Genomic DNA, 24,131 nt, shown 5'->3' with positions numbered 1-24,131 from the left:
CGTTCGCGATAGGAATCAAAGATGCCTAGTCGACGGTGAGCGTGCTTTCGATTACCTCGCGCCAGCGGTTTTCCCATTCCTTCTTCGCAAACGCGGCCGAGGACTCGAGTCCGTGCGCTGCGAGTCTGGCGAGCTTGGTGCGATCGTCGGCCAGTTCCTCGATAGCGGCAGCAAGCTCGATATAGTCCGCACGGATCAGCTTGCCGTTGTATCCGTCGACGATCAGATTCGGCAGTCCGCCGACGTTGGTCGCTATGACTGCGTTATTGGTCGCCAGAGCCTCAATGCAGGACAGGGAGGTTCCTTCCGAATACATGGTCGGCACCAGCACGATATGGCTGTCGACATAGGCTTTGTACATGTCCTCCATGTCGTATTCGATCCACGTCACCCTGTGCGGATGACGCGCCATGAACGCTTTCACCGCCTCCGCATCGTGGTCGATCGCCTGACCGCACAAGACCAGGCGGATATCCGAGCGCCGCGAAAACAAAAGATCGAACGCGTTGATGGTCAGATAGAGACCTCGCGCTTCATAAAGCCGGCGCGGCAGGAGAACGCATAACTCCTCCGCTTCGAAGTTCTTCGGATTGCTCCTGAAAGACTCGAGATCGACGTAGTTCGGGACGTACGTCAGCGTATTGGCGAGCGCCCAGTCATAGGTTCGCACCCAGTTGATGAAGTTCGTATCGACACAGACACATTGGTCGCTGTTGCGCAGTGCGCGGAATAGCGATTCATAACGTCCCCTGTCAAACGTCGCCAGGTTATTGGACGCTCCGTCCCAATGGATGCCGTGGTTGATCGAGATGACGCGCCTCTTTTTTCCAAGCGACGCGGCAAGTTCAGTCGGTGACGCGATAATGAGATCGACGTCCGCGCAGAACTCAGCGTATTTGCTCGACATCATGTCGAAATCAAAGTCGTCCGCGGCCTTGATCCCGACGACCTTGACGCCTCGAAAATCGCGCTCGAACGGCTCCCGGGCGTTCTGCAGCAGGCGAACCTCGCACCCCATGCGACGCAGCACGACGGCGAGGTCGTAGACGTAGCGTTCCGCCCCGCCTTTATAGACGGTCTCGCCGTTCCAGTCGTAGAAGTTGACGTTGATGATGTCCACTTTCACTGTGCGTCGCGTGGAAGTGGCCGTCAGCCTCGCCACGTTGCTTGCGTTGACCTGTCTGAGCAACGGCGCGTGAAGCACCGGCCACGCGTGCGCGCGCGCAACCTCAGCGGACGCCTCGGTGTACGCGGTCGACCACTGACCGCTGGCCACCGCATCGACGAAGTCGATTCCCGAGGCAACGATGATGGCGTGTTCGTATTCCCTGATGGTCCGGGTCGGCGTGCCGATCACCGGCTTCCCCGCGGCCAGATACTCGAACAGCTTCAACGGCGACACGGGGTCGGTTTTCTCGCTGACAATGAACGGCACGATACCGACATCGATCCAGGCGAGATAGTGCTTCAGTTCGGCATACGGTTTCGGGCCGAGGTGAATGAAATTGTCGAAAGTCTTCAGACGCGCCATGCGCTCCTGAACCTCAACGCTGTATTGCGGCTCGAAAGCGACGACAGGACCGACGAACAGCAACACGACATGGCGAAGTCGCACGATTTCGTCGAGCAGATCGAAATCGAGCAGTTCGGAAATTGCGCCGTGGTAGCCGACAACCCGCCGGTTCGCCACCATCTCGTACAACTTCGCCGGCAAGTCGCATCGCTCGCGCTCGCCGTGAATGAAGTCTTCGGGATAAACCCCATTTTCCAGCAGCAGCGCATTCGTGACCTTCGCGCGGTTCGCCTCGTACAGCCGATTCGACGAGAACAGGCAGACATTCGCTATCTGCAGCAAAACCTCATGATCGCAACGCATGACGTCGGAATAGTTCGCGAAGATGGTCAGGTCATCCAGAACATCGTAGATCGTCAATGCGGCACGACAGATTTCGGCGACGTACTTGAAGCCCGGCCAGTGAAGATAAAGCGTGACCGGCTCGTCCTGGAAATAGCCGAGAAAATCCTCGACCATGTTGGAAACGTACAGGTTTTTAGACTTGGGCTGGATAACGGGATATAGGCCGCCGAACTCCAGCATCACGCAAAGATAACCCGCCTTTGCGAACTCGGCCATGATGTGGTCGGGACGCTGCTTGAGCGAAAGATCGTAGGCAACCGGGCATAACACCACACCTCGGCGGTCCGGATGGGCCGTGAGCAGGCGGCTGATCTGGTGCCGTCTTTGTTTCGAGGGGTCTTTTGCGTAATTTCCAAAGTATGCCGCCTGGGCACGCGTATGGGCTTCGTAGCCTCCGCTGGCTACGGGCAGGACGTCATGCATGGGAACACCGGCAACACCTGGCGTTTGTGTTTTGCGGCGCGCCGCCAACGCGTAAACTGCGCTCGCAATCCGTCGCATTGGCGCGGTCAACTTCCACGAACTGCTTTCGAAGACTTCGCTAAGGTTGCCCTGTACCCGCTCGCGCTCTCGAACCTCCAGCATGAGCTCGCTCGACGCCTCGTTCAGCGAATGCTTGAGGCTATGGATTTCCGACAGCGCGTCCGACAACCGCTTCGCAAGCGTGTACCGATCTCTGCGCGCGAGACGCTGCTCCTCTGCAATCTGATTCTGTTGCGTGATGAGAGCATCCGCGTCGGAGATCGAAGCGCTCAGCTTCGTGACCGATGCGAGGGTTTGTCTCCGCGTTACGTTTGGCATTGCTTCTTGTCCGTCCATGGCCAACCTCTCGAGTCGCCGTTATTCCAATTGCTCTTTGCGATGCCGTCATTGCCTGTGTAGAGGCATCTCTTCCATGCGTAGTTCTTCTGTGATGTCCGGCAGGAACAGCCCGTATCTATCGCTTTCAACATAGGAAGAGAAATAGCAGGCGCCCTCGATGTACTCGTAGTACTGCGGCACTGCCGCAGACCGGTCTTCGAGGGCCGCCACAAGCAGATATCGGCCGGTGTTGAGCTGGTTTCTCAGGCGAAACTCGATTTCGAACTTCCTGCCGTCGAAATCGAAGTCAATGCCTTTCTCGTCGTGGGTGGTTCGGACGATCAGATCCGTGCCTTTTGTATCCTTGATGGAGAAAGCCACGCTCAGCCCTCGGTGATCGATGCCTTCAGGGAGCTGGATCGCCAAACGGACGATCATCGGCTCGAATGCCGTGAACACGCTCTGGCGCTGGCAGTCCGAGTCCAGGACCTGGGCCGACACGATCGATCCGATATGCGTCCCCCAATGGTTGATCGGTTCGTCACTGGCAGTTGAGGCGAGCCGCCTTGCGCTTTCCGCGATCTGATCGTTTTGCTTCGCTTCTTCATCAAGACCGGCCGCGCTGTCTGCCGACTGACTGGACATTCCGATCGCTTCGTTTTCGCCGAGTCCTTCGGACATGAACTGCGTGTATTGCGCGGTAACGGCGAACGCGCTGCCCTCCATCCGAACCCGCCCACCATCGAGCCAGACGGCGCGCTCACACAAGGTTCGCACCGAGCCGACGTCATGCGACACGAAAAGAATCGTGACGCCCGATTCCTTGAGTTCCTTGATCTTGTTGAAGCATTTGGCCTGGAAGCGCGCGTCGCCCACGGCAAGGGCTTCGTCGATGATCAAGACCGCAGGCTCGACGTGAATGGCCACGGCAAACGCGAGGCGCACATACATGCCGCTCGAATAAGTTTTGACCGGCTGATCGATGAAATCGCCAATTTCCGCGAACTGCTCGATGCTGGCGAATTTCCGTTCGATTTGGTCAGCCGTCATCCCCAGCATGGCGGCGTTCAGATAGACGTTTTCCCGACCGGAAAACTCCAGGTTGAACCCGGCTCCCAATTCGAGCAGCGCCGCCACGCGACCGTTGATCGCGATATCGCCCTGGGTGGGGCGCAGTGTTCCGCAAATTATTTGCAAAAGCGTGGACTTGCCGGAGCCATTGCGCCCGATGATGCCGACCGTTTCGCCGCGGGTGACCGAGAGCGATACGTCCCGAAGCGCCCAGAATTCTCTGGCATACCCGGTGCGCTTGGGGAAGACGATATGCTTGAGACGGTCGAGCGGCGTTTCGTATATGTCGAAGCGCTTCGAGGCATCTGTCACCTGAATCGTGGTTTCAGGCTTGCCAACTTGATTCATTTTCATGAGCATCGGCATTTACAGAACGTCCGCGAATCCTTCGCGTGTCTTCTGGAACCAGGCCAGACAGAGCCACGCGAAACCGATGCTACATAGCAGATAGATCGCTATGCCGACGAAGTCAGGCAGCGCGCCGGCGATCATGACCGCCCGTGCCTGCTCGATGATGAAAGTCAGCGGATTGGCCAGAATGAGCGCCCTGAAAGCGGGCGTCAAAGTATTGACCGCGTAAAAAACCGGCGACAGGAACATCAGCAGGGATGAAAGCAGCGTGGTGACATACGTCAGGTCACGCACGTAGACGCCGGTGGCGGCGAACAGCCAACCCACACCCACGCCGACGAAAGCGAGTGGAATGAAGAGCGCCGGCAAAAAGACGATCGTCCATTGAAGCTTTCCGTATACACACAGTGCGAACACAACCCAGACGGCAAAACTCGTGAGGAAGTGAAATGCCGCCGAGGCGACTGCAATCCACGGCAGGATTTCGAGCGGAAAGACGACCTTCGTCACGTAGTTGCCATGCGTCGTGATAATAGTCGGCGCTCTATTCAGGCACTCGGCGAAGAAATTAAAAAGAATGAGGCCCGCGAACAGAATCACAGCGAACTGAAAACTATTGTCGGTTCCTGGCCAGCGCGATTTCAACAGTGTGCCGAAAACAACCGTGTACATGGCGAGCATGATCAACGGCTGAACGATGGACCAGGCCAGTCCCATTACTGACCCGCGATATCGGCTCAAAATATCCCGCCTGGTTAGCGCGACGATAAGCTGCCGTTGCTGCCAGGGAAGTAAAAAGAGATCACGAAAATGAGCACGGGGATGAGATTCCTCGCGACCATCGTGTTTATAGGTAAAGCTCATATTGGCAGATCGCCTTGAACAGCGCCGGCTGGTTTAACGGTCAACGAAGAGGCAAATCATGCGGCGTCAAATGAACCTGCCGGGATTCCGTCGGGGCCTGCCCCATTGCTCTTAAAAAGTCCTACGGACCAGCCAAACTCGCGCGAACGAATATCACTATCTTAAAGTGGTTAAATTTCACATCTCTTCACATCTAAAATGTGCAAAAGATTAATAACCAAGCGCTCACCAGCATTCGTATTGTCAACGAATTGGGTCGGCTAAATTCTTGGAAAATGATGAGGTGCAAACAAGAAAGTCAGAAATGTTTGCAGGAAAAATTCACATTCAGGGTAGGAATTTTCTGCAAAAATCAAGAGGAGCGGATTGCGACCAAATCCCGCAGTGCGCAGCGTCCAGGTCGAACGCCGTCGGATACCTGGTATCCGTATCACAGCCCGTTGCAGGCCGGATGAAATCAAACATCGTCGATGTTCAGAAGCAGCGTGCATGCGCACGCTGCCTGGTACGTCATGTCTATTGCATTGCTTAAGGCTGCGCTGCCGCTGCGTCGTCTTCGCGGAACAATTTGTCGGCGAGGTGGAACGCCGAATTCGCCGCCGGCACGCCGCAATAGATCGCGGTTTGCAACAGCACTTCCTTGATCTGCTCGCGCGTCACGCCGTTGTTCTTCGCGGCGCGCAGATGCAGTGCGAGTTCTTCGCTGCGATTGAGCGCGACCATCATCGCGATGGTCAGCAAGCTGCGCGTGTGGCGCGGCAAGCCATCACGCGTCCAGATTTCGCCCCACGCATAACGGGTGATGAAATTCTGAAACTCTTCCGTCAACTCAGTACGGTTCGCAAGCGACCGGTCGACGTGCGCACTGCCCAGCACCGCGCGGCGCACATCGAGTCCGGCTTCATAGCGATCTTCGTCGTTCATTTCTGCTCCGTCAGGAAATCGATCACAGTCTTCGTGAAAGCGTCGGCTTTCTCGATGTTGGAAATGTGCGAGGCGTCCAGTTCCACATAGCGCGCGCCCGCAATCGACTGCGCCAGTTCGCGGCCTTGCGCCGGCGTCGCGGCCAGATCGTGCGTGCCGCTGATCACCAGCGCCGGCACCTTGATGCCGGGCGCTTCGGGGCGCAGGTCGGCGGCGTCGATGGCGTCGCAATTCGACGCGTAGCCTTCTTTGTCGGTATGCACGAACACGTCGCGAATCAGGGCCAGCACCACCGGCTCGCGTTCAATGTAGTCGGCGGTGAACCAACGCGGCAGCACGGCATCGGCGAGCGCGAGCATGCCTTCGGTGCGCGCTTTCGCGGCGCGCGGCACCCACACTTCCGGTGAACCGATGCGTGCGGCCGTATTGCACAGCACGACGCGCTCGAAACGGTTGCCGTGACGCGCGGCCAGTGCAACGCCCGTCAGACCGCCCATCGAAATGCCGCAGAAATGCGCGCGGGTGATCTTCAGGGTATCCATCAGGCCGAGCACGTCGCCGGTCAGCTGTTCGATCGTGTAAGGGCCCTTCGGTGCTTCCGAGTGGCCATGGCCGCGCGTGTCGTAGCGCAGCACGCGAAAGTGTTTCGATAGCGCCGCGACTTGCGGCGCCCACATGGACAAATCCGTACCGAGCGAATTCGACAACACGATCCACGGCGCGTTGCCGTGACGGTCGCCGTCGATTCGATAGTGAAGCTCGGTGCCGTTGACTGCGGCGTAAGGCATGCCGGTTACTCCCTGGAATGGTCGCGCTGCGAGCGCGTGGTGTGAAGTGCCAGCGCGGCGTCCACATAAGCGTGCGCCTGGCCGACGTATTGAGCCGGATCGAGCAGTTGCTTCAGGCGCTCGAGCGGAAGATGTGCGGTGACGGCCGGGTCCGCGGCGAGCACGTCGAACAGCGTTTGGCCGTCGCGGATCGCGGCTTTCGACGCGCGCTCCACCAGATGATGCGCGTCGAGCCGGCCGATGCTGTCGCCGAGCGCGAGCATCACCGCTTCGCCGAGAATCAGGCCGTGCGTGACGTCGAGATTGGCGGCGAGGCGCGGCACGTTCACGTTCAGTCCCGCGGCGATCTGTTCGATGTTGGCAAGCGCGCCGCCCGCAAGGCGCGCCAGGTCCGGCAGCGCATCCCACTCGGCTTGCCAGCCGCCGAGCGCGCGTTCGTGCTCCTGCACCATGCCGGCGAACACCGTGGCGACCAGCCCCGGCGCACGCGTGGCGGCCGTCAGCACCGCCGCGCAGCCGACCGGATTGCGCTTGTGCGGCATCGTCGACGAGCCGCCCCTGCCGGCCGCGGCCGGTTCGGCGAGTTCGTCGATTTCGGTTTGCATTTGCAGCGAGATGTCGCGCGCGATCTTGCCGAGCGTGCCGATCAGCATGCCGAACAGCGACGCCGTTTCGGCAATGCGATCGCGTTGCGTATGCCACGGCAGCGTCGGCACGGCGAGGCCGAGATCCTGTCCAAGCGACTGTGTGACTTGCGGCGCGGCATCGCGCAGGCTCGCGAGCGTGCCCGCCGCGCCGCCGAATTGCAGCACCAGCACGCGAGCGCGCAACGCATCGAGCCGTTCGCGATGACGCAGCAGCGCGTCGAGCCATTGTGCGAATTTCAGGCCGAGCGTGATGGGCAGCGCCTGTTGCAACCAGGTGCGGCCGATCATCGGCGTGGCGCGGTGGGTGGCCGCGAGTTTCGCCACGGCGTCGCAGGTGGATTGCAGGCTGCTGTCGAGCAGATCGAAGGTGTCGCGCAATTGCAGCACCGTCGCCGTGTCGATGATGTCCTGACTCGTGGCGCCCCAATGCACGTATTTCGATGCTTCGGCGTCGGCCGCCTTGACGCGCGCGGTGAGTTGCTTGACGAGCGGAATCGCGAGGTTGCCGCCGAGCGCGGCGTCGCGCGCGAGCGCGTCGGCGTCGAGTTGATCGGCCTGGCACGCGGCTTCGATCGCGGCCACCGCCGTCTGCGGAATCACACTATGCGCGGCCGAAGCGCGCGCGAGCGCCGCTTCCACATCGAGCATCCGTTGCAGCGTGGCGCGCGGCGCCCAGATGTCGTTCATCGGCTGCGTGCCGCAGAGAAGTCCGGTCAGACGGGCGCTGGAGTCGAGCATGGTGACGTCGATGATCGAGGGTATCGGAAGTGAAGTTTGCGCTGCGCAACGCCGGCTCTCGGGCCAGCGTCGTCGCGTCGTGTTGCGAGCGGGTTAAGCCGCGCGCGCGGCCTGCGTGCCGTCGACCAGCGGCACACCGGTCAGCTTGTGCAATGCATCGAAATCGATGTCCGAGAAAATCTCGCGCACCACGAGGCCCTGATCGGTCACATCGATCATTGCCAGGTCCGTATAGATGCGGTCGACGCAACCCACGCCCGTCACCGGGTACGAACATTCAGCGGCGATCTTGCTCTCGCCCTGCTTGGTGAGGTGCTCCATCATCACATAGACCTGCTTCGCGCCGATTGCCAGATCCATCGCACCGCCGACTGCCGGAATCGCGTCGGGCGCACCGGTGTGCCAGTTTGCCAGATCACCCTTGGCCGACACCTGGAAGGCGCCGAGCACGCAGAAATCCAGATGGCCTCCGCGCATCATCGCGAACGAATCCGCGTGGTGGAAGTACGCGCCACCTGTCAGCAACGTGACGTGCTGCTTGCCGGCGTTGATCAGTTCGTCGTCTTCCTCGCCTTTGGCGGGCGCCGGGCCCATGCCGAGCAGGCCGTTTTCGCTATGCAGGAAGATTTCCTTGTCGGCGGCGAGGTGGTTGGCCACCAGCGTCGGCACGCCGATGCCGAGGTTCACGTAAGCGCCTTCAGGGATGTCCTGGGCAACGCGCTTGGCCATTTCATCGCGGGTCAGTTTTTTCATGTCGGTCTCCGAATCAGGCGGCAGCGTCGTGAGGATTGGGCAACGGGGCGTGGGCCGCTTGCGGCACTTCGATCACGCGTTGCACGAAAATGCCGGGCGTCACGATGTTTTCCGGATCGAGCTCGCCGAGCGGCACGACTTGCGACACCTGCACAATCGCGGTTTTCGCCGCACTGGCCATGATCGGTCCAAAATTGCGAGCCGTCTTGCGGTAGGTGAGATTGCCCCAGCGATCGCCCTTGTACGCCTTGATCAGCGCGAAGTCCGCATGCAGCGGCGCCTCCAGCACATAGTGCCGGCCGTCGATCAGACGGGTTTCCTTGCCTTCGGCGAGCTTGGTGCCGTAGCCGGTCGGCGTGAAGAAGCCGCCGATCCCCGCGCCGGCCGCGCGAATGCGCTCCGCCAGATTGCCCTGCGGCACCAGTTCGAGTTCGAGTTCTCCGGCGCGATACAACGCGTCGAACACATACGAATCGCTTTGGCGCGGAAACGAGCAGATGATCTTGCGCACGCGCTTGGCCTTGAGCAACGCAGCCAGTCCGATGTCGCCGTTACCGGCATTGTTGTTGACGATGGTGAGTTCGCGCGCGCCCTGTTCGATCAGCGCGTCGATCAGCTCCGACGGCATGCCGGCCGTGCCGAAGCCGCCGATCATGACGGTCGCGCCGTCGTTGACATCGGCGACCGCCGATTGAAGTGACTCGAAAATCTTGTTGATCATGTCGAATTTCCTTTGAGGGCGCTACGTGCCGCCAGACTTGCTGCCGTGCGGACAGGGCGTGGGCGGGACGGTCTCCGGGCCAATGCTGGCGGCGGCTCGCCAAGTGCGATGCGGGCTGGCGCCGTTGGTTTGCTCGCTTCAAATTTGTTCGTTGTATGAACATGGATTCGTTTAGCGAACGCTGAGGCGATTATGGTAGTCCTTCGTGCACGTTGTCAAGGCAGGGAATTCCCCTTAATCATAGGTTCTCGCTGCATGCCATGCCGGTTTGTTGTTCCGGTTGGCCGGCCAAAGAGCAGAATCGCACTATCCAACCGTGAGATTGTTGGGCTAATCTCTATCTACATATCAAATACGCCATCCGCGCCGCAGGTCATCGAGCATGTCTGAAACAAACCTGGATCTGAACCTGATCCCCTACCTCGTCGCGATGGAAGACACGCGCAATGTCAGCCGCGCGGCCGAGCAGCTCGGCGTCAGCCAGCCACGCGTGAGCACCGCGCTGGGAAAATTGCGGGAATACTTCGACGATCCGCTGTTCGTGCGCACGTCGAAAGGCATGGAACCGACGCCGCGCGCGCTCGCCATCCTGCCCGCCGCGCGCGACGCGCTCTTGCGCATCGAGAAAGGCATGCTCGACGTGCAGGAATTCGACCCGGCCACCAGCACTCATACGTTCTCGATCGCGCTGTCCGACGTCGGCGAGATCGTGTTTCTGCCGCGGCTCCTGCAACTGTTCGCCGAACGCGCGCCATTTGCGAATCTGCGCTCGGTGACGGTCTCGCCGTCGCAGGTGGAACGTGGGCTCGAATCGGGCGACGTCGATCTTGCCATCGGCTATTTCCCTGATCTGGCGGGCAATAACTTCTTCCAGCAACGGCTCTTCACGCATCGCTTCATCTGCCTGATGCGCACGGGCCATCCACTGGCGAAGGCGCCGCTCACGCTGGCGCAGTATGTGGCGTCGGGTCATGCCGTCGTGCGCGCGGAAGGACGCAGCCAGGAAGTGCTCGAGCAATACCTGGAGAAGAAACGCATCAAGCGCCGCGCCGTGCTCGAAACGCCTCACTTCATGAGCCTGCCGTTCATCCTCGCGCGCACCGATCTACTGGCGACCGTACCGCACGCGATCGGCTTCGCGTACGTGTCGGAGCATGCGTCGATCACGCTGGTCGAGCCGCCGCTGCCGTTGCCGCATTTCGATCTGCGGCAGCATTGGCATCGCAAGTTTCATAACGATCCGCGTGCGAGCTGGCTGCGTCGCGTCGTTGCAGAGTTGTTCAATGACGCGATGGACGAATGGCCTAAATGAGCGGCGGCCGATCGGCACGCCCTGACGACTGCGCCCTGACAGCGAAAAGGGACATCAGCACGACACGTTGCAAAACATGGAACAATGACCGCACTCATTGAACCCGCGCGCTCCGTACAGCGTCGACGCGCGATCCCGGAGGAGCGACGGATGACCAGTAGCAAGGCGAAGAAAACCAAACCCATAGCCGCAACGGAGCGCCCGAGCCGCGAGGAAGCTGAAGCAGCGGTTCGCGTGCTGCTGCGTTGGGCCGGCGACGATCCGACGCGTGAAGGCCTGATCGATACGCCGGCGCGCGTGGTGCGCTCATACGAGGAGTTTTACGCGGGCTATCAGGTCGACCCGCGCGAGATCCTTGCCCGCACCTTCTCCGAAGTGGACGGCTACGACGAAATGATCGTGCTGAAAGACATCCGCTTCGAAAGCTACTGCGAACATCACATGGTGCCGATCATCGGACGCGCGCACGTGGCGTATCTGCCGGCGCATCGCGTGGTCGGCATCTCCAAGCTGGCGCGTCTCGTCGACGCATTCGCCAAACGCTTGCAGATCCAGGAAAAGATGACGGTGCAGATCGCCGACACCTTGAACGAAGTGCTGCAACCGGCAGGCGTCGGCGTGATTCTCGAAGCGGCGCATCAATGCATGTCGACGCGCGGCGTGCACAAGGCCGGCGTGACGATGGTCACCTCGCGCATGCTCGGCACGTTCCGCTCGGATCCGTCGACACGTCGCGAGTTTCTGTCGATCGTCGGCAATCCGGGGGTGGTGGCGGTCGCCAATACCTAGGCTGAGCACAAGCGTGGCATGCCTGCCTCATGCCGCGCTCCGCCTCATGCGCACCTGACCGAAAGTGGCCAGCAAGACCGCGCTCAGCACGCACGCGACACCGGCCAGTTGCGCCGCGCTGACGGGCTCGCCCAACACCATCGCGGCCAACGCCACTGCGCTCACCGGCACGAGTGCGGTCATCAACCCCGCTTCCGCGCCGCTGATGCGCGCGGCCCCCGCATACCAGAGCACGAAACCCACCACGGTCGGCACCAGCGCGTAATACAGCACGCCGCCGAGCGCGCTCGCATCGACCGGCAAGGCCCATGGTTTTTCGAAGCAGGCCGGCACGATCGCCACCGCGAAGCCGATGCCGCACATCAACGCCGACAGCGGCAGCGGCGCCACCGCCGTGCGCAGCTTGCGATTAAGCAGAATGAACAACGCCTCGCAGACGATCGCGAGGAACACGAGCGCGTTGCCCGCCAGCGAACTCGCCGCATGCGGCGCGGTGAACTCGCCGGGATGCACGGTGCACACGAGCACGCCCGCGGTCGCCAGCAAGATCGCACCGATCAACGCGGGCGCGGGGCGCTCGCCGAGCGTCAGCATGGCGACACCGGCCGATACGGCGGGCAAGGTGCCGGCAATCACGCCAGCATCGGCAGCCGAGGCGAGTTTCATCCCGCTGATCAGCAACACGGTGTAGCCGACGCTGCCGGCGCCCGCCTGGGCGATCACGAGCACCGTATCGCGCCGGTCCAGACGCGGCCAGCGCACGCCTCGCCAGCGCATCGCCAGCACGAACAGCGGAAAGGCAATCGCGAAGCGCAACGCGGTCGCGCTGAACGGCGGCAGCCCCGCCGCGATCGATTTGCTGACCACCACCGTGCTGCCGACGCCGACCATCGCCAGCGCGCAAAACAGATATCCGGCATACCGCGAGTTCATGGTGCTGTCCTGTTGGTTGGATCGAGCACGCAGAGTAAAGGCATGGCGAGCGGCGGTCTTGAACGAAATTGCAGAGACAGAGCAAATCAATAAGCGAGTCAATGAACCAGGTCAGCCCGATCACGATGACGCCGTCAATGCTGGCCCGGCGCCAAATCCATCGAGTATCCTGAGCGAACGGAACGCCGCTCGAATGAAAGCCGGCCAGCAGGCCGCTCGGGTACACGCTTTGCAACCGCCTGAAAAAGCCCTCGAAGCACGCCGGTTCAACCGCAAAAAACAGGAGCTCCTCAATTGGTAGAATTTCCGTCTTCGGCGGTGTCGACCTGGGGCGGCGCGGTCGTGTTCCTCAACGTCCTGTTGACGCGCCTCGGCGTGCCGATCCCCGCGGTGCCCGTGCTGCTGTTCGCGGGCTCTGCGATCGCCGCCGGCACGCTGTCCTTCTGGCCTGTCTTCGGCGCCGCCGTGCTCGGTGCGCTGATGGGCGACGGCGCATGGTTCACAGCCGGCCGCCTGTACGGCCGCAAGCTGATCGCCGCCCTAGGCCGGCTCTCGCCCGCCGTCGATTCCAAAGTGGATAAGGCGCGCGCGCTGTTCGAGCGCTTTGGCGTGCCGCTCGTGTCGATCTCGAAGTTCGTCCCCGGACTCGCGCTCATCACCCCGCCGCTGATGGGTACGACCGCCGTCGACGCCCGCATCTACGCGGCCTGGGATTTTGCCGGCGCCCTCGCGTGGGCCGCCTTCTGGCTACTCGGCGGCGCCGCCGCGGAACGGCAACTGCATATGCTGCTCGACTTCGTCAAAGCCCGCGGCGGCACTGTCATCGACGTTCTGCTAGCCACCGCTCTCCTCTATCTGGTCTTCCGCCTGCAGCAACGACGCCGCGAACGCCGCCGTTTCAGGGACGCCGCGGCGGCACGGGCCGCCGCCGGCGGCTGGCACCGCCTCGCGCCGCCGCCCATGGTGCTCGATGCCCGTCCGCAAGCGCCCTCGCTTGAAGCGCCATGCCGCATTCCCGGCGCGCTCGCGCTCGATCCGCACTCGCCGGAGCAGATCGACGGGGCACTGCGGGCGTACGACATGGTGATCTACTGCATTTGCCCGGACAGCGCGACCGCCGTCGAGATCACGCAACGCATGCGTCACAACGGCTACACGCGGATTCGCGCACTGCGGGGCGGCCTCGACGCCTGGCAGCGGCGCGGCTTTCCCGTCGAATTGCTTGCATCAACCGACGAGCCGACCACGGGCAATCGCGCGCCGGCATCGCGCGGCGAAGCGCGCGGGGCGATCACGTTGCGCGGCTTCGCCCCGCGCAGCACGCAAGGCACCTGAGCCGCGCTGGTCGCGGTTCAGCCTGGGCACCGCTTACGTCGGCGAATGCTGGGTCATTGGGCGCTCGGCCCACATGGCCGAACTGACGCGATTGCGGCCGGCCGCCTTGGCAGCGTAAAGCTGCCGGTCGGCTGCGGCCAGCAGATCGAGTGCGTTGGCGCCCTCGGCCGGCACACAGGTCGCGCAACCGACGCTCACCGTGACCGCGACGATCGCGCCGTCGCTGCGGATCACGTCCTGGCTCTGCACTTTGCGACGAATCTTCTCCGCCACATTGAGCGCGCCCTCGGCCGGCGTGTCCGGCAAGATCACGGCGAACTCCTCGCCGCCGTACCGCGCCACCACGTCGACCGCGCGCCGCACTGTCGCCGCGATGCATTCGGCCACCGCGCTCAAAGCCTCATCGCCGCTCGCATGGCCGTACGTGTCGTTGAATTGCTTGAAGTGATCGATGTCGATGAACAGCGCCGAGAGCGGTTGCCCGGTGCGCCGCGCGCGCCGCCACTCTTCGTCGAGCCGGTTATCGAGCACGCGACGGTTGCTGAGACCGGTGAGCGGATCCGTCGCAGCCAGACGAACCAGCGCCGCTTGCGCTCGCAGTTTGTCGCGCAACGCGAACGACAGCAGCCACGAAACCATCACGAAGGCCACGCCGAACGTCAGCGTCAGCGCACCGACAATCCGGCTGCGACGCCACCACGGCGCTAGCACTTCGTCCACGGCGGGTGCGACCACTGCGATCAGCGGCGTGCCGGGCACGCGCGCGTAGGTATCCATACGCCGCACGCCGTCCACGGCCGAAATCGCCGCATACGTGCCAGCGCTATGCGCGGCCATTACCTGGAACGTCGGCGACTTCGCGATGCTCGAGCCGATATCGCGCGGCGAAAACGGCTTGCGAGCGAGCAAGGTGCCGTCGTCCATCACGACGAACACGGAGCCCAGCCGGCCGGTGTCGATCCGGTCGAGCAGGTGCTGAAAATATTCAATGCGAATGGCCAACAGCGCGACGCCGCCAAACGTGCCGTCGGGCTGGTCGATGCGCCGTGTGAGACCGATGGAGAGTTTGCCGTCGCGCAACCGCGAGCGGAACGGATGCGAGAAATACAGGCCCATGGCGGGGCTGCGTTGATGGGCCAGAAAATAGTCGCGGTCGGCAAGGCGAACTGCGGCATTGACGTCGCCGCTCTGCGAGGCGATCACCTGCCCGTCCCGGCCGATCACATAGGCGCCGCCCAAATAGGCCGCGGTGGTCGCCCGGTCGAACAGCACCGAGCGCTGCACGCCGGCGGGCAGCGTCCAGGCGGCCTGGTTGCGCGCACCGTCCACCATGGCCTGCAGTGACAGATCGTAGATTTCGACGTTGCGTTCGAGGTCGCTGGAAATAATCGCGACGAGGTTTTGCGAGGTCTCGCGCGCGTGATCGAGCGCGTCGGCGTGGCCGGTGCTGAGCGTCAGTAGCGTCAAGCCCGCCATGGACACGGCCACCAGCGTGCCGGCGAGCCCCGCAAAAGACGGGTGATTACCTATGTATCGCGATACGCCGGTGCCATAGGCGCGCAACCTTTTGCGCCAGCGCCGACGCAGCGAAAGCGTTTGATGTGCCACGTGCGCATCACCTCCTTCGCAGACGGTCCGCATGAGCCATGCCTGCGCGGACGCACGGCCAATGTCGTTATCCGGATGTTATTCGTGACGTTTCGTTCGCGGCTGCGCCACAAAGATGCGCACCGTATCATAGTTTGCGCAGCAGTCCGGCCGCCGAACGCATCCGCCGTTTGCGCTCCTTGCCGAGCCAGTGAAGCGCCGCTTCGGGGTCGCCGGCGCCGGTAAGCAAGGCCGCATTGTCGCGCAGCAACATCTCACTCGCGACCACATCGTTCAGCGTACCGAAACGTTTCTGGATCTGCTTCAAACGTTTGAGGGTGCGTTTGCGGCCGCCGCTCAGGACGGGTTCGAAAAACTCCAGCAGATAGCGCAGCTTCTTTCCCGCCTTCCTCACATTGTGAAAGGCAACGTAGTTGGAGCGCTTCGCGCGACGCGCGCGTTTCATCCGCTTCTTTAACGAACGCTCCGAAGCGGCCACACGTTGCTCAGCGAATTTCCGCAGCGGCATGCGTTCATGTGCGGTGTTCAGTTCTTTGGACGCGCTGGACAAGGCTTCTCGCAGCAGATGCTTGACGTCGGCGTTCGAGAGCGTTTCGCGACTCGTGGTCAACGCCGCGCCGCGAGCGTCCTGGAGTTTAGGCGCCATGTCGCCGGTGCCGCTGCGTGCGCCGTTATCGTCGCGTATCAGCAATTCAATCAGAATGTCCCAGTCGCGCGTTTTGCCGGCGGCCGTGGCCAGATACTTATATAGCGCACGTTGCCGTGTGTTCTCGCCTTTTTCCAGCAACGGCTCGAAGGCCCACCACAACGAGCGCAAACGCCGTAGCGAGACACGCAATTTGTGCAGCGCTTCGGGCGATGCGTCTTCGCGCACCGCGTTGGCGTATTCGATCGCGTGATCGACGAGGGGCGCCGCATACGACGCGAAGGCCTCTTGCGCGGAGTGTGCTTTCACCGCGGGCTCAATGTCAGCCGGTCGTTTTTCGCCTTTCAGGCTATCGCGCTTCATTGAAGTCCTTTGAGAACACCCTATGGACAGACTAGCAAAAAAAGCGCCCGACGGAAATTGACGTGACGATTGCATCGGTTTGACGGCCCGCGCGTATGACCCAACGCAAGCTTTGCAGCGAGCGTGGTCCTCTTTTTCCCTACTCGGCGACATCGCGTCCACAGAGCGACTATCTTTAACAGACGCGACGCCGCTCAGCCGCTCAGCCGCGCACCAGCGCCGCAAACCGCATCGCTGCAAAACACAAACAACTCTCAGGAGGTTGTATGCGAATACTGATTGTCGGTGCAACGGGTCTGATCGGCGGCGAGGTGGTGAAGCTGCTCGCCGCCGAACACGACATCGTCACCGCGAGCCGCAACGGTTCCGATCTTCACGTGGACCTGTCGGACAAACCCAGCATCGAATCGATGTATCAGCAAGCCGGCACGCTCGACGCCGTTATCTGCACCGCTGGCGCAGCGAAGTTCGCCCCGCTCGCCTCGCTCTCCGACGAAGATTTCTCGTTCAGTCTCGCCAACAAATTGATGGGCCAGGTCAATCTCGTGCGCTGCGGCGCGGCTCACGTGTCGCAAGGCGCGTGCTTCACGCTGACGAGCGGCACACTCGCGCAGCAGCCGATGGAAGGCAGCGCGGCCGTCAGCGTCGTGAATGCCGGCGTGGAAGCGTTCGTGCGCTCGGCGGCACTCGAATTGCGCGGCAAAGCCCGCGTGAACGTGGTCAGCCCGGGCTGGGTCGCCGAGACGCTCGAGTCGATGGGCCGCGATCCGTCGCAAGGCGTACCGGCCGCCGTGGTCGCGCAAGCCTACAAGCGCAGCCTGGGCGGCAGCGCAAGCGGCGAAGTGATCTCCGCCTCGTGACGGATCGCGTGCGTCAGTCCTTTTCGGACATCTGAGCATCCATATCCGACAACCTGTAAGCCGTACTCCGAAGCGACGCGCCGCCAGTGGCGGCGCGCGTCCTCGTGCGCCACGACGGCCCATCGGAGTGTCACGCCACTGTCATCATTACGACACACACGCCCCGCAGGATCGGAAACTCGCGACAAACTTTTGGGGCTCACGTCATGCCGGAACTTTCGTATCCACAGCCAGGCACTGCCACCGGAAAGGGGCGCAACGTCAGCCTCCTCATCTTCCTCGCAGTGATTCTGGTGGGCGCGGTGTATTGCGCTGTGCACTTAATGGACGATCTGCAACCCGTTCGCGAAAGCTCGGTTCTGCCTTACCTGCTGCTCGGCATTGCACTGTTGATCGCGTTGGGTTTTGAATTCGTCAACGGCTTTCACGACACGGCCAATGCAGTCGCGACCGTGATCTACACGCATTCGCTCGCACCGAACTTTGCCGTGGTGTGGTCCGGCAGCTGGAATTTTCTCGGCGTGTTGACGTCGAGCGGCGCGGTCGCTTTCGGCGTGCTGCAACTGCTACCCGTCGAATTGATCTTGCAGGTCGGCAGCAGCGCCGGTTTCGCGATGGTCTTCGCCTTGCTGATCGCCGCGATCATCTGGAATCTCGGCACGTGGTGGTTCGGGCTGCCGTCGTCGAGCTCGCACACGTTGATCGGCTCGATCATCGGCGTCGGCCTGATGAACCAGTTGATGCACGGCGCCAACGGCACGAGCGGCGTGGACTGGAATCAGGCACTCGGCGTCGGCAAATCGCTGCTGCTTTCGCCGCTGGTCGGCTTTCTCGCAGCGGGTCTGCTGCTGCTGATCCTGAAAGCCGTGGTGCGCATTCCCGCGCTGTATGCCGAACCGAAGGGCAAGGAGCCGCCGCCGTTCTGGATCCGCTGCCTGCTGATCCTGACCTGCACGGGCGTCTCGTTCGCGCACGGCTCGAACGACGGGCAGAAAGGCATGGGCCTCATCATGCTGATCCTGATCGGCACGGTGCCGACGGCCTATGCGCTGAACAAGGCGGTGACGCCGTCAGAAACGCAAACCTTCCTCGCCGTCGCGCATCAAACCTCGACGACGCTCGCCAAATACACCCAGGGCGCCACGCCCTCGGCCAATCCGCGCGCCGATGTCGAGGCGTACGTGCGCACGCGCCAGTTGACGTCCGTCACCTTGCCGGCGTTGCAGCAACTGACCGACATCATTGCCGGCCAGGTCGGCACGTCGGGCTCGATGGCCGCGGTGCCGCAAGGCATCGTCGATAACGTGCGCAACAACATGTACGTGGCATCCGAAGCGATCCGCCTGATGGCCAAAAACAAGCAACCGGCATTCTCGCCGGAGGACGCCCAAACGATCGGCAACTTCAAGACGCAAACCGATCACGCCACCAAGTTCATTCCCACGTGGGTCAAGGTCGCGGTGGCGATCGCGCTCGGTCTCGGCACGATGGTGGGATGGAAGCGCATCGTCGTGACGGTCGGCGAGAAGATCGGCAAGCAGCATCTGACATACGGACAGGGTGCATCGGCTGAATTGGTGGCGATGCTCACGATCGGCGCCGCCGACATGTACGGCCTGCCGGTCTCGACGACGCACGTGCTGTCCTCGGGCGTGGCGGGCACGATGGCGGCCAACGGTTCCGGCCTGCAATGGGGCACGGTGCGCAGCCTGATCCTTGCCTGGGTGCTGACGTTGCCCGTTTCGATCGCGCTGGCAGCCGGCTTGTACTGGCTGTTCCGGGCAGTGTTTTAAGCCCACGCGGCAGCCGGTTCCTCAACCGGTCGCCGCCTGAAAAAGGCATAAAAAAAGCGCGGCTCGTGCCGCGCTTTTTCATTTCATCGCCCCGTACTCTCTCGCCGATCAGTACACCTCGGGCACGATCATCGGCGCCGGCACCGGCTGGCGGCTGTATTCGTCGTGATAGACACGCGCGGGCAATTCGATCTGCGGATGCTCGATCTCGTGATACGGCACCTGGCTCAGCAGATGCTGAATGCAGTTCAGGCGCGCGCGCTTCTTGTCGACCGCCTGCACGACCCACCACGGCGCTTCGGGAATGTGCGAGCGCTGCAGCATCACTTCCTTGGCCTGCGTATAGGCCTCCCAGCGGCGGCGGCTTTCAAGGTCCATGGGACTGAGCTTCCACTGCTTCAGCGGGTCGTGAATGCGGTTCTGAAAGCGGATCTCCTGTTCTTCGTCGGTGATCGAAAACCAGTACTTAAGAATCTGCACGCCGCTGCGCGCCAGCATCTTTTCGAATTCCGGCACCGAACGGAAGAACTCTTCGTACTCTTCGTCGCTGCAAAAATTCATCACACGTTCGACGCCCGCGCGGTTGTACCAACTGCGATCGAACAGCACCATTTCGCCGCCGGCCGGCAGATGCGACACGTAGCGCTGGAAATACCATTGCGTGCGTTCGCGGTTATTCGGCGCCGGCAGCGCCGCCACGCGGCACACCCGCGGATTGAGCCGTTGCGTGATGCGTTTGATCGCGCCGCCCTTGCCGGCCGCATCGCGCCCCTCGAAAATCACCACGAGGCGATGGCCGGTTTGCACGATCCAGTCCTGCAGTTTGACGAGTTCGCCTTGCAGCCGGAACAGTTCGCGGAAGTACATCTTGCGCGCCTCGCGATGCTCGGGCGTGAAGCCCTCCGCGCCGTCGATGATGCGGTCGTCGACCTCCATCTCGAGTTCCTCGTCGTAGGCGTCGATCAGGTCCTCTTCGAAACGGCGCTGCCGCTCTGCCATCGATTCGGCTTCGGGTCTCGGATCCTGCTCTTTCATTGCGGCTCTCCTGGCAACGGAAATAGTTAGGCGCGCGGCGGCAAACGCGACGCGGACGCGTTCGATTATCGAAGCGTCAGGTGTCAGCCGTGTTACCACTGCGGTCGCGCGCCTTGTCGACGCCCATGATAGCGAGTTTTGCCCGGCCGCCCGGCGCTAGCGCAACGGTTTCGCGAAGCTGAGTTCGTGGCCGTCCGGATCGGTGATGTGGAAATAGCGCTCGCCCCACGGCGCATCGGACGGTTCCAGCGACGGTTTTAGCCCCGCCGCCAGCGCTTTGCGATAGAGCGCGTCGACGTCGGAGACATAGATGATCACGCGGCCCCACCAGGCGACCGGCGCGCGCGTATCGACGATCAGGTTCAGATACGAACCGCCGAACGCAAACGATGTAAAAGCCTCCTGCGGACCGCCGAATTTCATCGGAAAGCCGAGCGCTTCATAGAAGAGCACGGCGCGCGGCATATCGCGGGTGGCAAGCGTGATGGCGCTGATCGATTCGAATTGCGGTTCCGTCGGCCCGTTCGACGAGGCTGGTGTGGCGGCTGAGTTCATGGCGGCTCTCTCCTTGGCATGGCGGACGTGTCATTTGCCCAGCACGGTGCATGCCGTGCCGGTGGCTGTGGCGCTCGCGCTGGCTGGCGGGCTGGCGGGCTGGCGGGCTTCGGAAAGTGTCTCACAGGGCGCGCCGCCGCGGCACGCCTCGCGGCCACTTGAAAACCTTCGCGACGCCCCGCATCTCCCATTCCGTTTATCCGGAGCATCGCCATGGGAAGCCGCCCACGCTTCGTCGATGACCTGTCGCGCGCCGCATCCGACGCCCTCGGGCCCGAGACACTCAATCCTTTTTCCGACGACGCCCTGCTCGACGCCTATTCCCGCACCGTGATCGGCGCGCTGGAACGCGTTCAGCAAGCAGTCGCCTTCATTGCCGTCGAACGCCGCCTGCCCGCCGAGCCGTCCGGCCGTGGCCACGGCTCGCGCGGTGGCACCGGCTCAGGTTTTCTGTTCACGCCCGACGGTTATCTGCTCACCAATAGCCACGTCGTGCACGACGCCACGCACATCACCGTGACGCTCGCCGACGGCGCGAAATTCGACGCCGATCTGGTCGGCGACGATCCCGGCAGCGATCTGGCCGTCTTGCGGATCGGCTCGCCGGAGCCACTGCCGCATGTCGAACTCGGCGAGTCGTCAAAGCTGCGCGTGGGGCAGATTGCGATTGCGGTCGGCAATCCGCTCGGCCTCGCGCAAACCGTTACGACGGGCGTGGTGTCGGCGCTCGGCCGCTCGCTGCGTTCGAATTCGGGGCGCATGATCTACGACGTGATCCAGACCGACGCCGCGCTCAATCCCGGCAATTCGGGCGGCCCGCTGATCAATTCGGCGGGCCAGGTGATCGGCGTGAATACCGCGATCATTCCCGGCGCGCAGGCCATCTGCTTTGCCACCGCAATCGACACCGCCAAGTGGGTGATCATGCAGATCTTCGCGCATGGCCGCGTGCGGCGCGCTTATATCGGCGTGGCGGGCACCATCAGGCCGCTGTCGCGCCGTGTGCAGCGCTATTTTGGCTTGAGTTCGGAAAGCGGCGTGCACGTCATGGAGATCGTCAAAGGCAGCCCGGCCGCGCTCGGCGGTTTGCGCACCGACGATACGATCATCGCGATCGATACGCAGGCCGTGCAGGACGTGGACAGTTTGCAGCGCACGCTCGACGCATCGCGGATCGACAGGCCGGTCAACGTGACGGTGTTGCGCGGCGCGCAGCGGCTCGAATTGACGTTGACACCGGTCGAGCAGGCTAGCTAATAGCTAAAGAAATGGAAGCCTGCGTGCTCCACGAGCACAAAAAAGCCTCGCGTTCTAACCGGAACGCGAGGCCTTTCTATCAGCACGCGGTACATCCCATCTCAAGATGCACCGCCCAATTCCCTGCAAAAACGCTTAGTGGATCACGCGCGTCACACCACGGCCGCGCGGATCGGCTGCGGCTTCCGGCGTATCGCCGTTGACCTTGATCGCCTGGATATCGCCGCTGAAATCCTGCCCTTCCAGCTTGTAGCCCTTGGCTTCGATCTGCTTGGCGAGTTCGCCGTCGATCGGCTTGTACGGCTCCCAGAAGATCGTGTCCGGCGGCAACAGTTGATGATGGAAGCGCATCGCGGCGACAGCCTGCTGCAACGGCATGTTGTAGTCGTAGACGTTGTTGATCACCTGGAAGATCGACGTGAAAATGCGCGAGCCGCCCGGCGTGCCGATCACGAGCGAGACCTTGCCGTCCTTCGTCAGGATCGTCGGACTCATCGAGGAAAGCGGGCGCTTCTTCGGTTCGATCGCGTTCGCGTCGCTGCCCACCACGCCGAACATATTCGCGACGCCCGGCTTCGCGGAGAAGTCGTCCATCTCGTCGTTCAGCACGATGCCCGTGCGGTCCGCCACCACGCCCGACCCGAAATAGCCGTTGATGGTGTACGTGTTCGACACGGCGTTACCCCATTTGTCGATCACCGAGAAATGCGTGGTTTCCGCTTTCTCCGGCATCGACGTGCCGAGGCCGGCCTGAATGCTCTTCGTGTCCGAAGGCGCATTCGGATTCACTTCGGCGGCGCGCTCGGCGACGTACGCGTCGTCAGTTAATTGAGCGACCGGCACCTTGTAGAAGTCGGGATCGCCGAGGTACTGCGCGCGGTCGGCGAACACGCGCTTTTCGATTTCCGCGATCAGATGCACGTATTGCGCGGAATTGAGCGTGACGTCCTTGAAGTCGGGCGCAATGTCGGCCTTCATTTTCAGCAGTTGCACGAGACCGATACCGCCCGAGCTCGGAGGCGGCGCCGTGTAGACGCGATAGCCGTTCCAGTTGGCCTGGATCGGCTCGCGCCACACTGCTTTGTACTGCTGCAGATCGGCCTTGGTGATGAGACCGTGACCGCGCATGGACGACGCGATCAGATCGGCCGTCTTGCCCTGATAGAAGTCTTTGGCGCCTTGATCCGAAATGCGCTGCAAGACAGCGGCCAGATCCGGTTGCTTGAAGTTGACGCCCTGCTTCAGATTGCCGAAGTAGGTATCGAAGTTGGTCTTGCCGGCAAAGTCTTTCGCGGCGTCGTCACGGCGCTCCTGCAATTGCTGGCTGACCTCGAAACCGTCGCGCGCGTAGTGGATGGCCGGTGCGAGCACCTGCTTCCACTTGAGTTTGCCGAAGCGGCGCTGCGCCTGCCACATGCCGTCGACGGTGCCCGGCACGCCCACTGCACGGTAGCCGAACAGGCTCATGCCTTTGATGACCTCGCCCTTGTCGTCGAGATACATGTTCCTGGTTGCCGCCAGCGGAGCGCGCTCGCGATAGTCGAGAAAGTACGGCTTGCCGTCGACATAGAGCGTCATGAAACCGCCGCCGCCGATGTTGCCCGCTTCCGGATACGTCACGGCAAGCGTGAAGGCGATCGCTACGGCTGCGTCGACGGCGTTGCCGCCTTCCTTGAAGATCTGCTCGGCGGCGTCGGCGCTGAACTTGTCCGCGACTGCGATCGCGGAGGCCGTGAGGACAGCCGGCTGAGCTTTCGCGGGCGGCTTTGCGATCGCCGGCGTGGCTTCGAGAAAGCCGGTGGAAACAGTGACGAGTGCGACCAGCGCAAATCCGCTGGCCGACGATTTGACGTTGCGGAACAACTTCATTACCTACCCCCAAGACGACTTTCATCCGATGATTACAGATGCCTTGGATTTATAACAGGTGAACCGTTCGCTTGCGAAGCCGCTGTATATCGTAGGGTCCATGTTGCGGCACACAAAAAAAGACCAGTCCGACGACACGCAAAAGCGTCTGTCAAAAAACCCGAGACAGAAGCGTTCAGCAAGCCGTATGCCGCGCGCAC

Annotated in this window: 21 protein-coding genes; 7 read left to right on the top strand and 14 right to left on the bottom strand. The window is 62.2% G+C overall.

Going from position 1 to position 24,131, the window contains the following annotated elements; genetic code table 11:
• Positions 1-25: 25 nt before the first annotated feature.
• The 8 genes from HF916_RS14715 to HF916_RS14680 form a co-directional block, all read right to left on the bottom strand.
• Positions 26-2,719 carry a glycosyltransferase gene (locus tag HF916_RS14715; protein ID WP_240975553.1) on the bottom strand — a complete coding sequence of 898 codons (2,694 nt, stop codon included), beginning with the start codon at positions 2,717-2,719 and terminating at the stop codon, positions 26-28.
• Positions 2,720-2,785: 66 nt separating this feature from the next.
• Positions 2,786-4,144 carry an ABC transporter ATP-binding protein gene (locus HF916_RS14710; protein WP_240975551.1) on the bottom strand — a complete coding sequence of 453 codons (1,359 nt, stop codon included), beginning with the start codon at positions 4,142-4,144 and terminating at the stop codon, positions 2,786-2,788.
• 12 nt (positions 4,145-4,156) lie between these two features.
• Positions 4,157-5,005, bottom strand: coding sequence for an ABC transporter permease (locus HF916_RS14705; protein ID WP_168789655.1), 849 nt, complete (start codon positions 5,003-5,005; stop codon positions 4,157-4,159).
• Between the two features lie 528 nt (positions 5,006-5,533).
• Entirely contained in the window at positions 5,534-5,929 is a 396-nt protein-coding gene (gene pcaC / locus HF916_RS14700; protein WP_132378192.1) for a 4-carboxymuconolactone decarboxylase, read from the bottom strand.
• Complete coding sequence (gene pcaD / locus HF916_RS14695; protein WP_168789654.1) at positions 5,926-6,717, bottom strand: 3-oxoadipate enol-lactonase; 792 nt, start codon at positions 6,715-6,717, stop codon at positions 5,926-5,928. The genes pcaC and pcaD overlap by 4 nt, the downstream gene beginning before the upstream one ends.
• A 5-nt stretch (positions 6,718-6,722) precedes the next feature.
• The gene (locus HF916_RS14690; protein ID WP_168789653.1) at positions 6,723-8,102 is read right to left on the bottom strand and encodes a 3-carboxy-cis,cis-muconate cycloisomerase; all 1,380 of its coding nucleotides are present in this window, start codon (positions 8,100-8,102) and stop codon (positions 6,723-6,725) included.
• Positions 8,103-8,195: 93 nt separating this feature from the next.
• Complete coding sequence (locus HF916_RS14685; protein WP_168789652.1) at positions 8,196-8,855, bottom strand: 3-oxoacid CoA-transferase subunit B; 660 nt, start codon at positions 8,853-8,855, stop codon at positions 8,196-8,198.
• Positions 8,856-8,868: 13 nt separating this feature from the next.
• Positions 8,869-9,576 carry a 3-oxoacid CoA-transferase subunit A gene (locus HF916_RS14680; RefSeq protein ID WP_168789651.1) on the bottom strand — a complete coding sequence of 236 codons (708 nt, stop codon included), beginning with the start codon at positions 9,574-9,576 and terminating at the stop codon, positions 8,869-8,871.
• 382 nt (positions 9,577-9,958) lie between these two features.
• Between HF916_RS14680 and HF916_RS14675 the strand changes: the two genes are divergently transcribed.
• Positions 9,959-10,888: a LysR family transcriptional regulator gene (locus tag HF916_RS14675; RefSeq protein ID WP_168789650.1), complete on the top strand. Its 930-nt coding sequence runs from the start codon at positions 9,959-9,961 to the stop codon at positions 10,886-10,888.
• A 150-nt stretch (positions 10,889-11,038) separates the two neighbouring features.
• Entirely contained in the window at positions 11,039-11,677 is a 639-nt protein-coding gene (gene folE, locus HF916_RS14670) for a GTP cyclohydrolase I FolE (protein WP_168789649.1), read from the top strand.
• Positions 11,678-11,704: 27 nt separating this feature from the next.
• On the opposite strand, the gene HF916_RS14665 is transcribed toward folE, so the two are convergent.
• Entirely contained in the window at positions 11,705-12,610 is a 906-nt protein-coding gene (locus tag HF916_RS14665; protein WP_168789648.1) for a DMT family transporter, read from the bottom strand.
• 58 nt (positions 12,611-12,668) lie between these two features.
• On the opposite strand from HF916_RS14665, the gene HF916_RS14660 reads away from it, so the two are divergent.
• Both HF916_RS14660 and HF916_RS14655 read left to right on the top strand, forming a co-directional pair.
• Positions 12,669-12,911 carry a hypothetical protein gene (locus HF916_RS14660; protein ID WP_168789647.1) on the top strand — a complete coding sequence of 81 codons (243 nt, stop codon included), beginning with the start codon at positions 12,669-12,671 and terminating at the stop codon, positions 12,909-12,911.
• Positions 12,905-13,945, top strand: a complete 1,041-nt coding sequence (locus HF916_RS14655; protein WP_168789646.1) for a VTT domain-containing protein — start codon at positions 12,905-12,907, stop codon at positions 13,943-13,945. Before HF916_RS14660 ends, HF916_RS14655 begins: the two co-directional genes overlap by 7 nt.
• Before the next feature lie 33 nt (positions 13,946-13,978).
• Here HF916_RS14655 and HF916_RS14650 read toward each other — a convergent pair whose 3' ends face one another.
• Both HF916_RS14650 and HF916_RS14645 read right to left on the bottom strand, forming a co-directional pair.
• On the bottom strand, positions 13,979-15,553 hold the full coding sequence (locus tag HF916_RS14650) for a sensor domain-containing diguanylate cyclase (RefSeq protein WP_168789645.1): 1,575 nt from the start codon (positions 15,551-15,553) through the stop codon (positions 13,979-13,981).
• Between the two features lie 127 nt (positions 15,554-15,680).
• Entirely contained in the window at positions 15,681-16,562 is an 882-nt protein-coding gene (locus HF916_RS14645) for a CHAD domain-containing protein (RefSeq protein ID WP_206001886.1), read from the bottom strand.
• A gap of 266 nt (positions 16,563-16,828) precedes the next feature.
• Between HF916_RS14645 and HF916_RS14640 the strand changes: the two genes are divergently transcribed.
• Positions 16,829-17,422 (top strand): short chain dehydrogenase, encoded by a 594-nt coding sequence (locus HF916_RS14640; RefSeq protein WP_168789644.1) that lies wholly within the window; start codon positions 16,829-16,831, stop codon positions 17,420-17,422.
• Positions 17,423-17,628: 206 nt separating this feature from the next.
• Complete coding sequence (locus HF916_RS14635) at positions 17,629-19,215, top strand: inorganic phosphate transporter (protein WP_168789643.1); 1,587 nt, start codon at positions 17,629-17,631, stop codon at positions 19,213-19,215.
• Positions 19,216-19,323: 108 nt separating this feature from the next.
• Here the strand turns inward: HF916_RS14635 and ppk2 are convergent, their stop codons facing one another.
• Together ppk2 and HF916_RS14625 are read right to left on the bottom strand one after the other, a co-directional pair.
• Positions 19,324-20,250, bottom strand: a complete 927-nt coding sequence (gene ppk2, locus HF916_RS14630) for a polyphosphate kinase 2 (RefSeq protein WP_168789642.1) — start codon at positions 20,248-20,250, stop codon at positions 19,324-19,326.
• A gap of 156 nt (positions 20,251-20,406) precedes the next feature.
• Entirely contained in the window at positions 20,407-20,805 is a 399-nt protein-coding gene (locus HF916_RS14625) for a VOC family protein (protein WP_168789641.1), read from the bottom strand.
• 213 nt (positions 20,806-21,018) lie between these two features.
• Here HF916_RS14625 and HF916_RS14620 point away from each other — a divergent pair, with 213 nt between their 5' ends.
• Positions 21,019-22,062 carry a S1C family serine protease gene (locus HF916_RS14620; RefSeq protein ID WP_168789640.1) on the top strand — a complete coding sequence of 348 codons (1,044 nt, stop codon included), beginning with the start codon at positions 21,019-21,021 and terminating at the stop codon, positions 22,060-22,062.
• 135 nt (positions 22,063-22,197) lie between these two features.
• Here HF916_RS14620 and ggt read toward each other — a convergent pair whose 3' ends face one another.
• Positions 22,198-23,931: a gamma-glutamyltransferase gene (gene ggt / locus HF916_RS14615; protein WP_168789639.1), complete on the bottom strand. Its 1,734-nt coding sequence runs from the start codon at positions 23,929-23,931 to the stop codon at positions 22,198-22,200.
• Between the last annotated feature and the right edge of the window lie 200 nt (positions 23,932-24,131).

Origin of the sequence: Paraburkholderia aromaticivorans, from assembly GCF_012689525.1 — a bacterium.
Classification (GTDB): domain Bacteria; phylum Pseudomonadota; class Gammaproteobacteria; order Burkholderiales; family Burkholderiaceae; genus Paraburkholderia; species Paraburkholderia aromaticivorans_A.
This window is presented reverse-complemented; position numbering and strand designations above follow the sequence as displayed.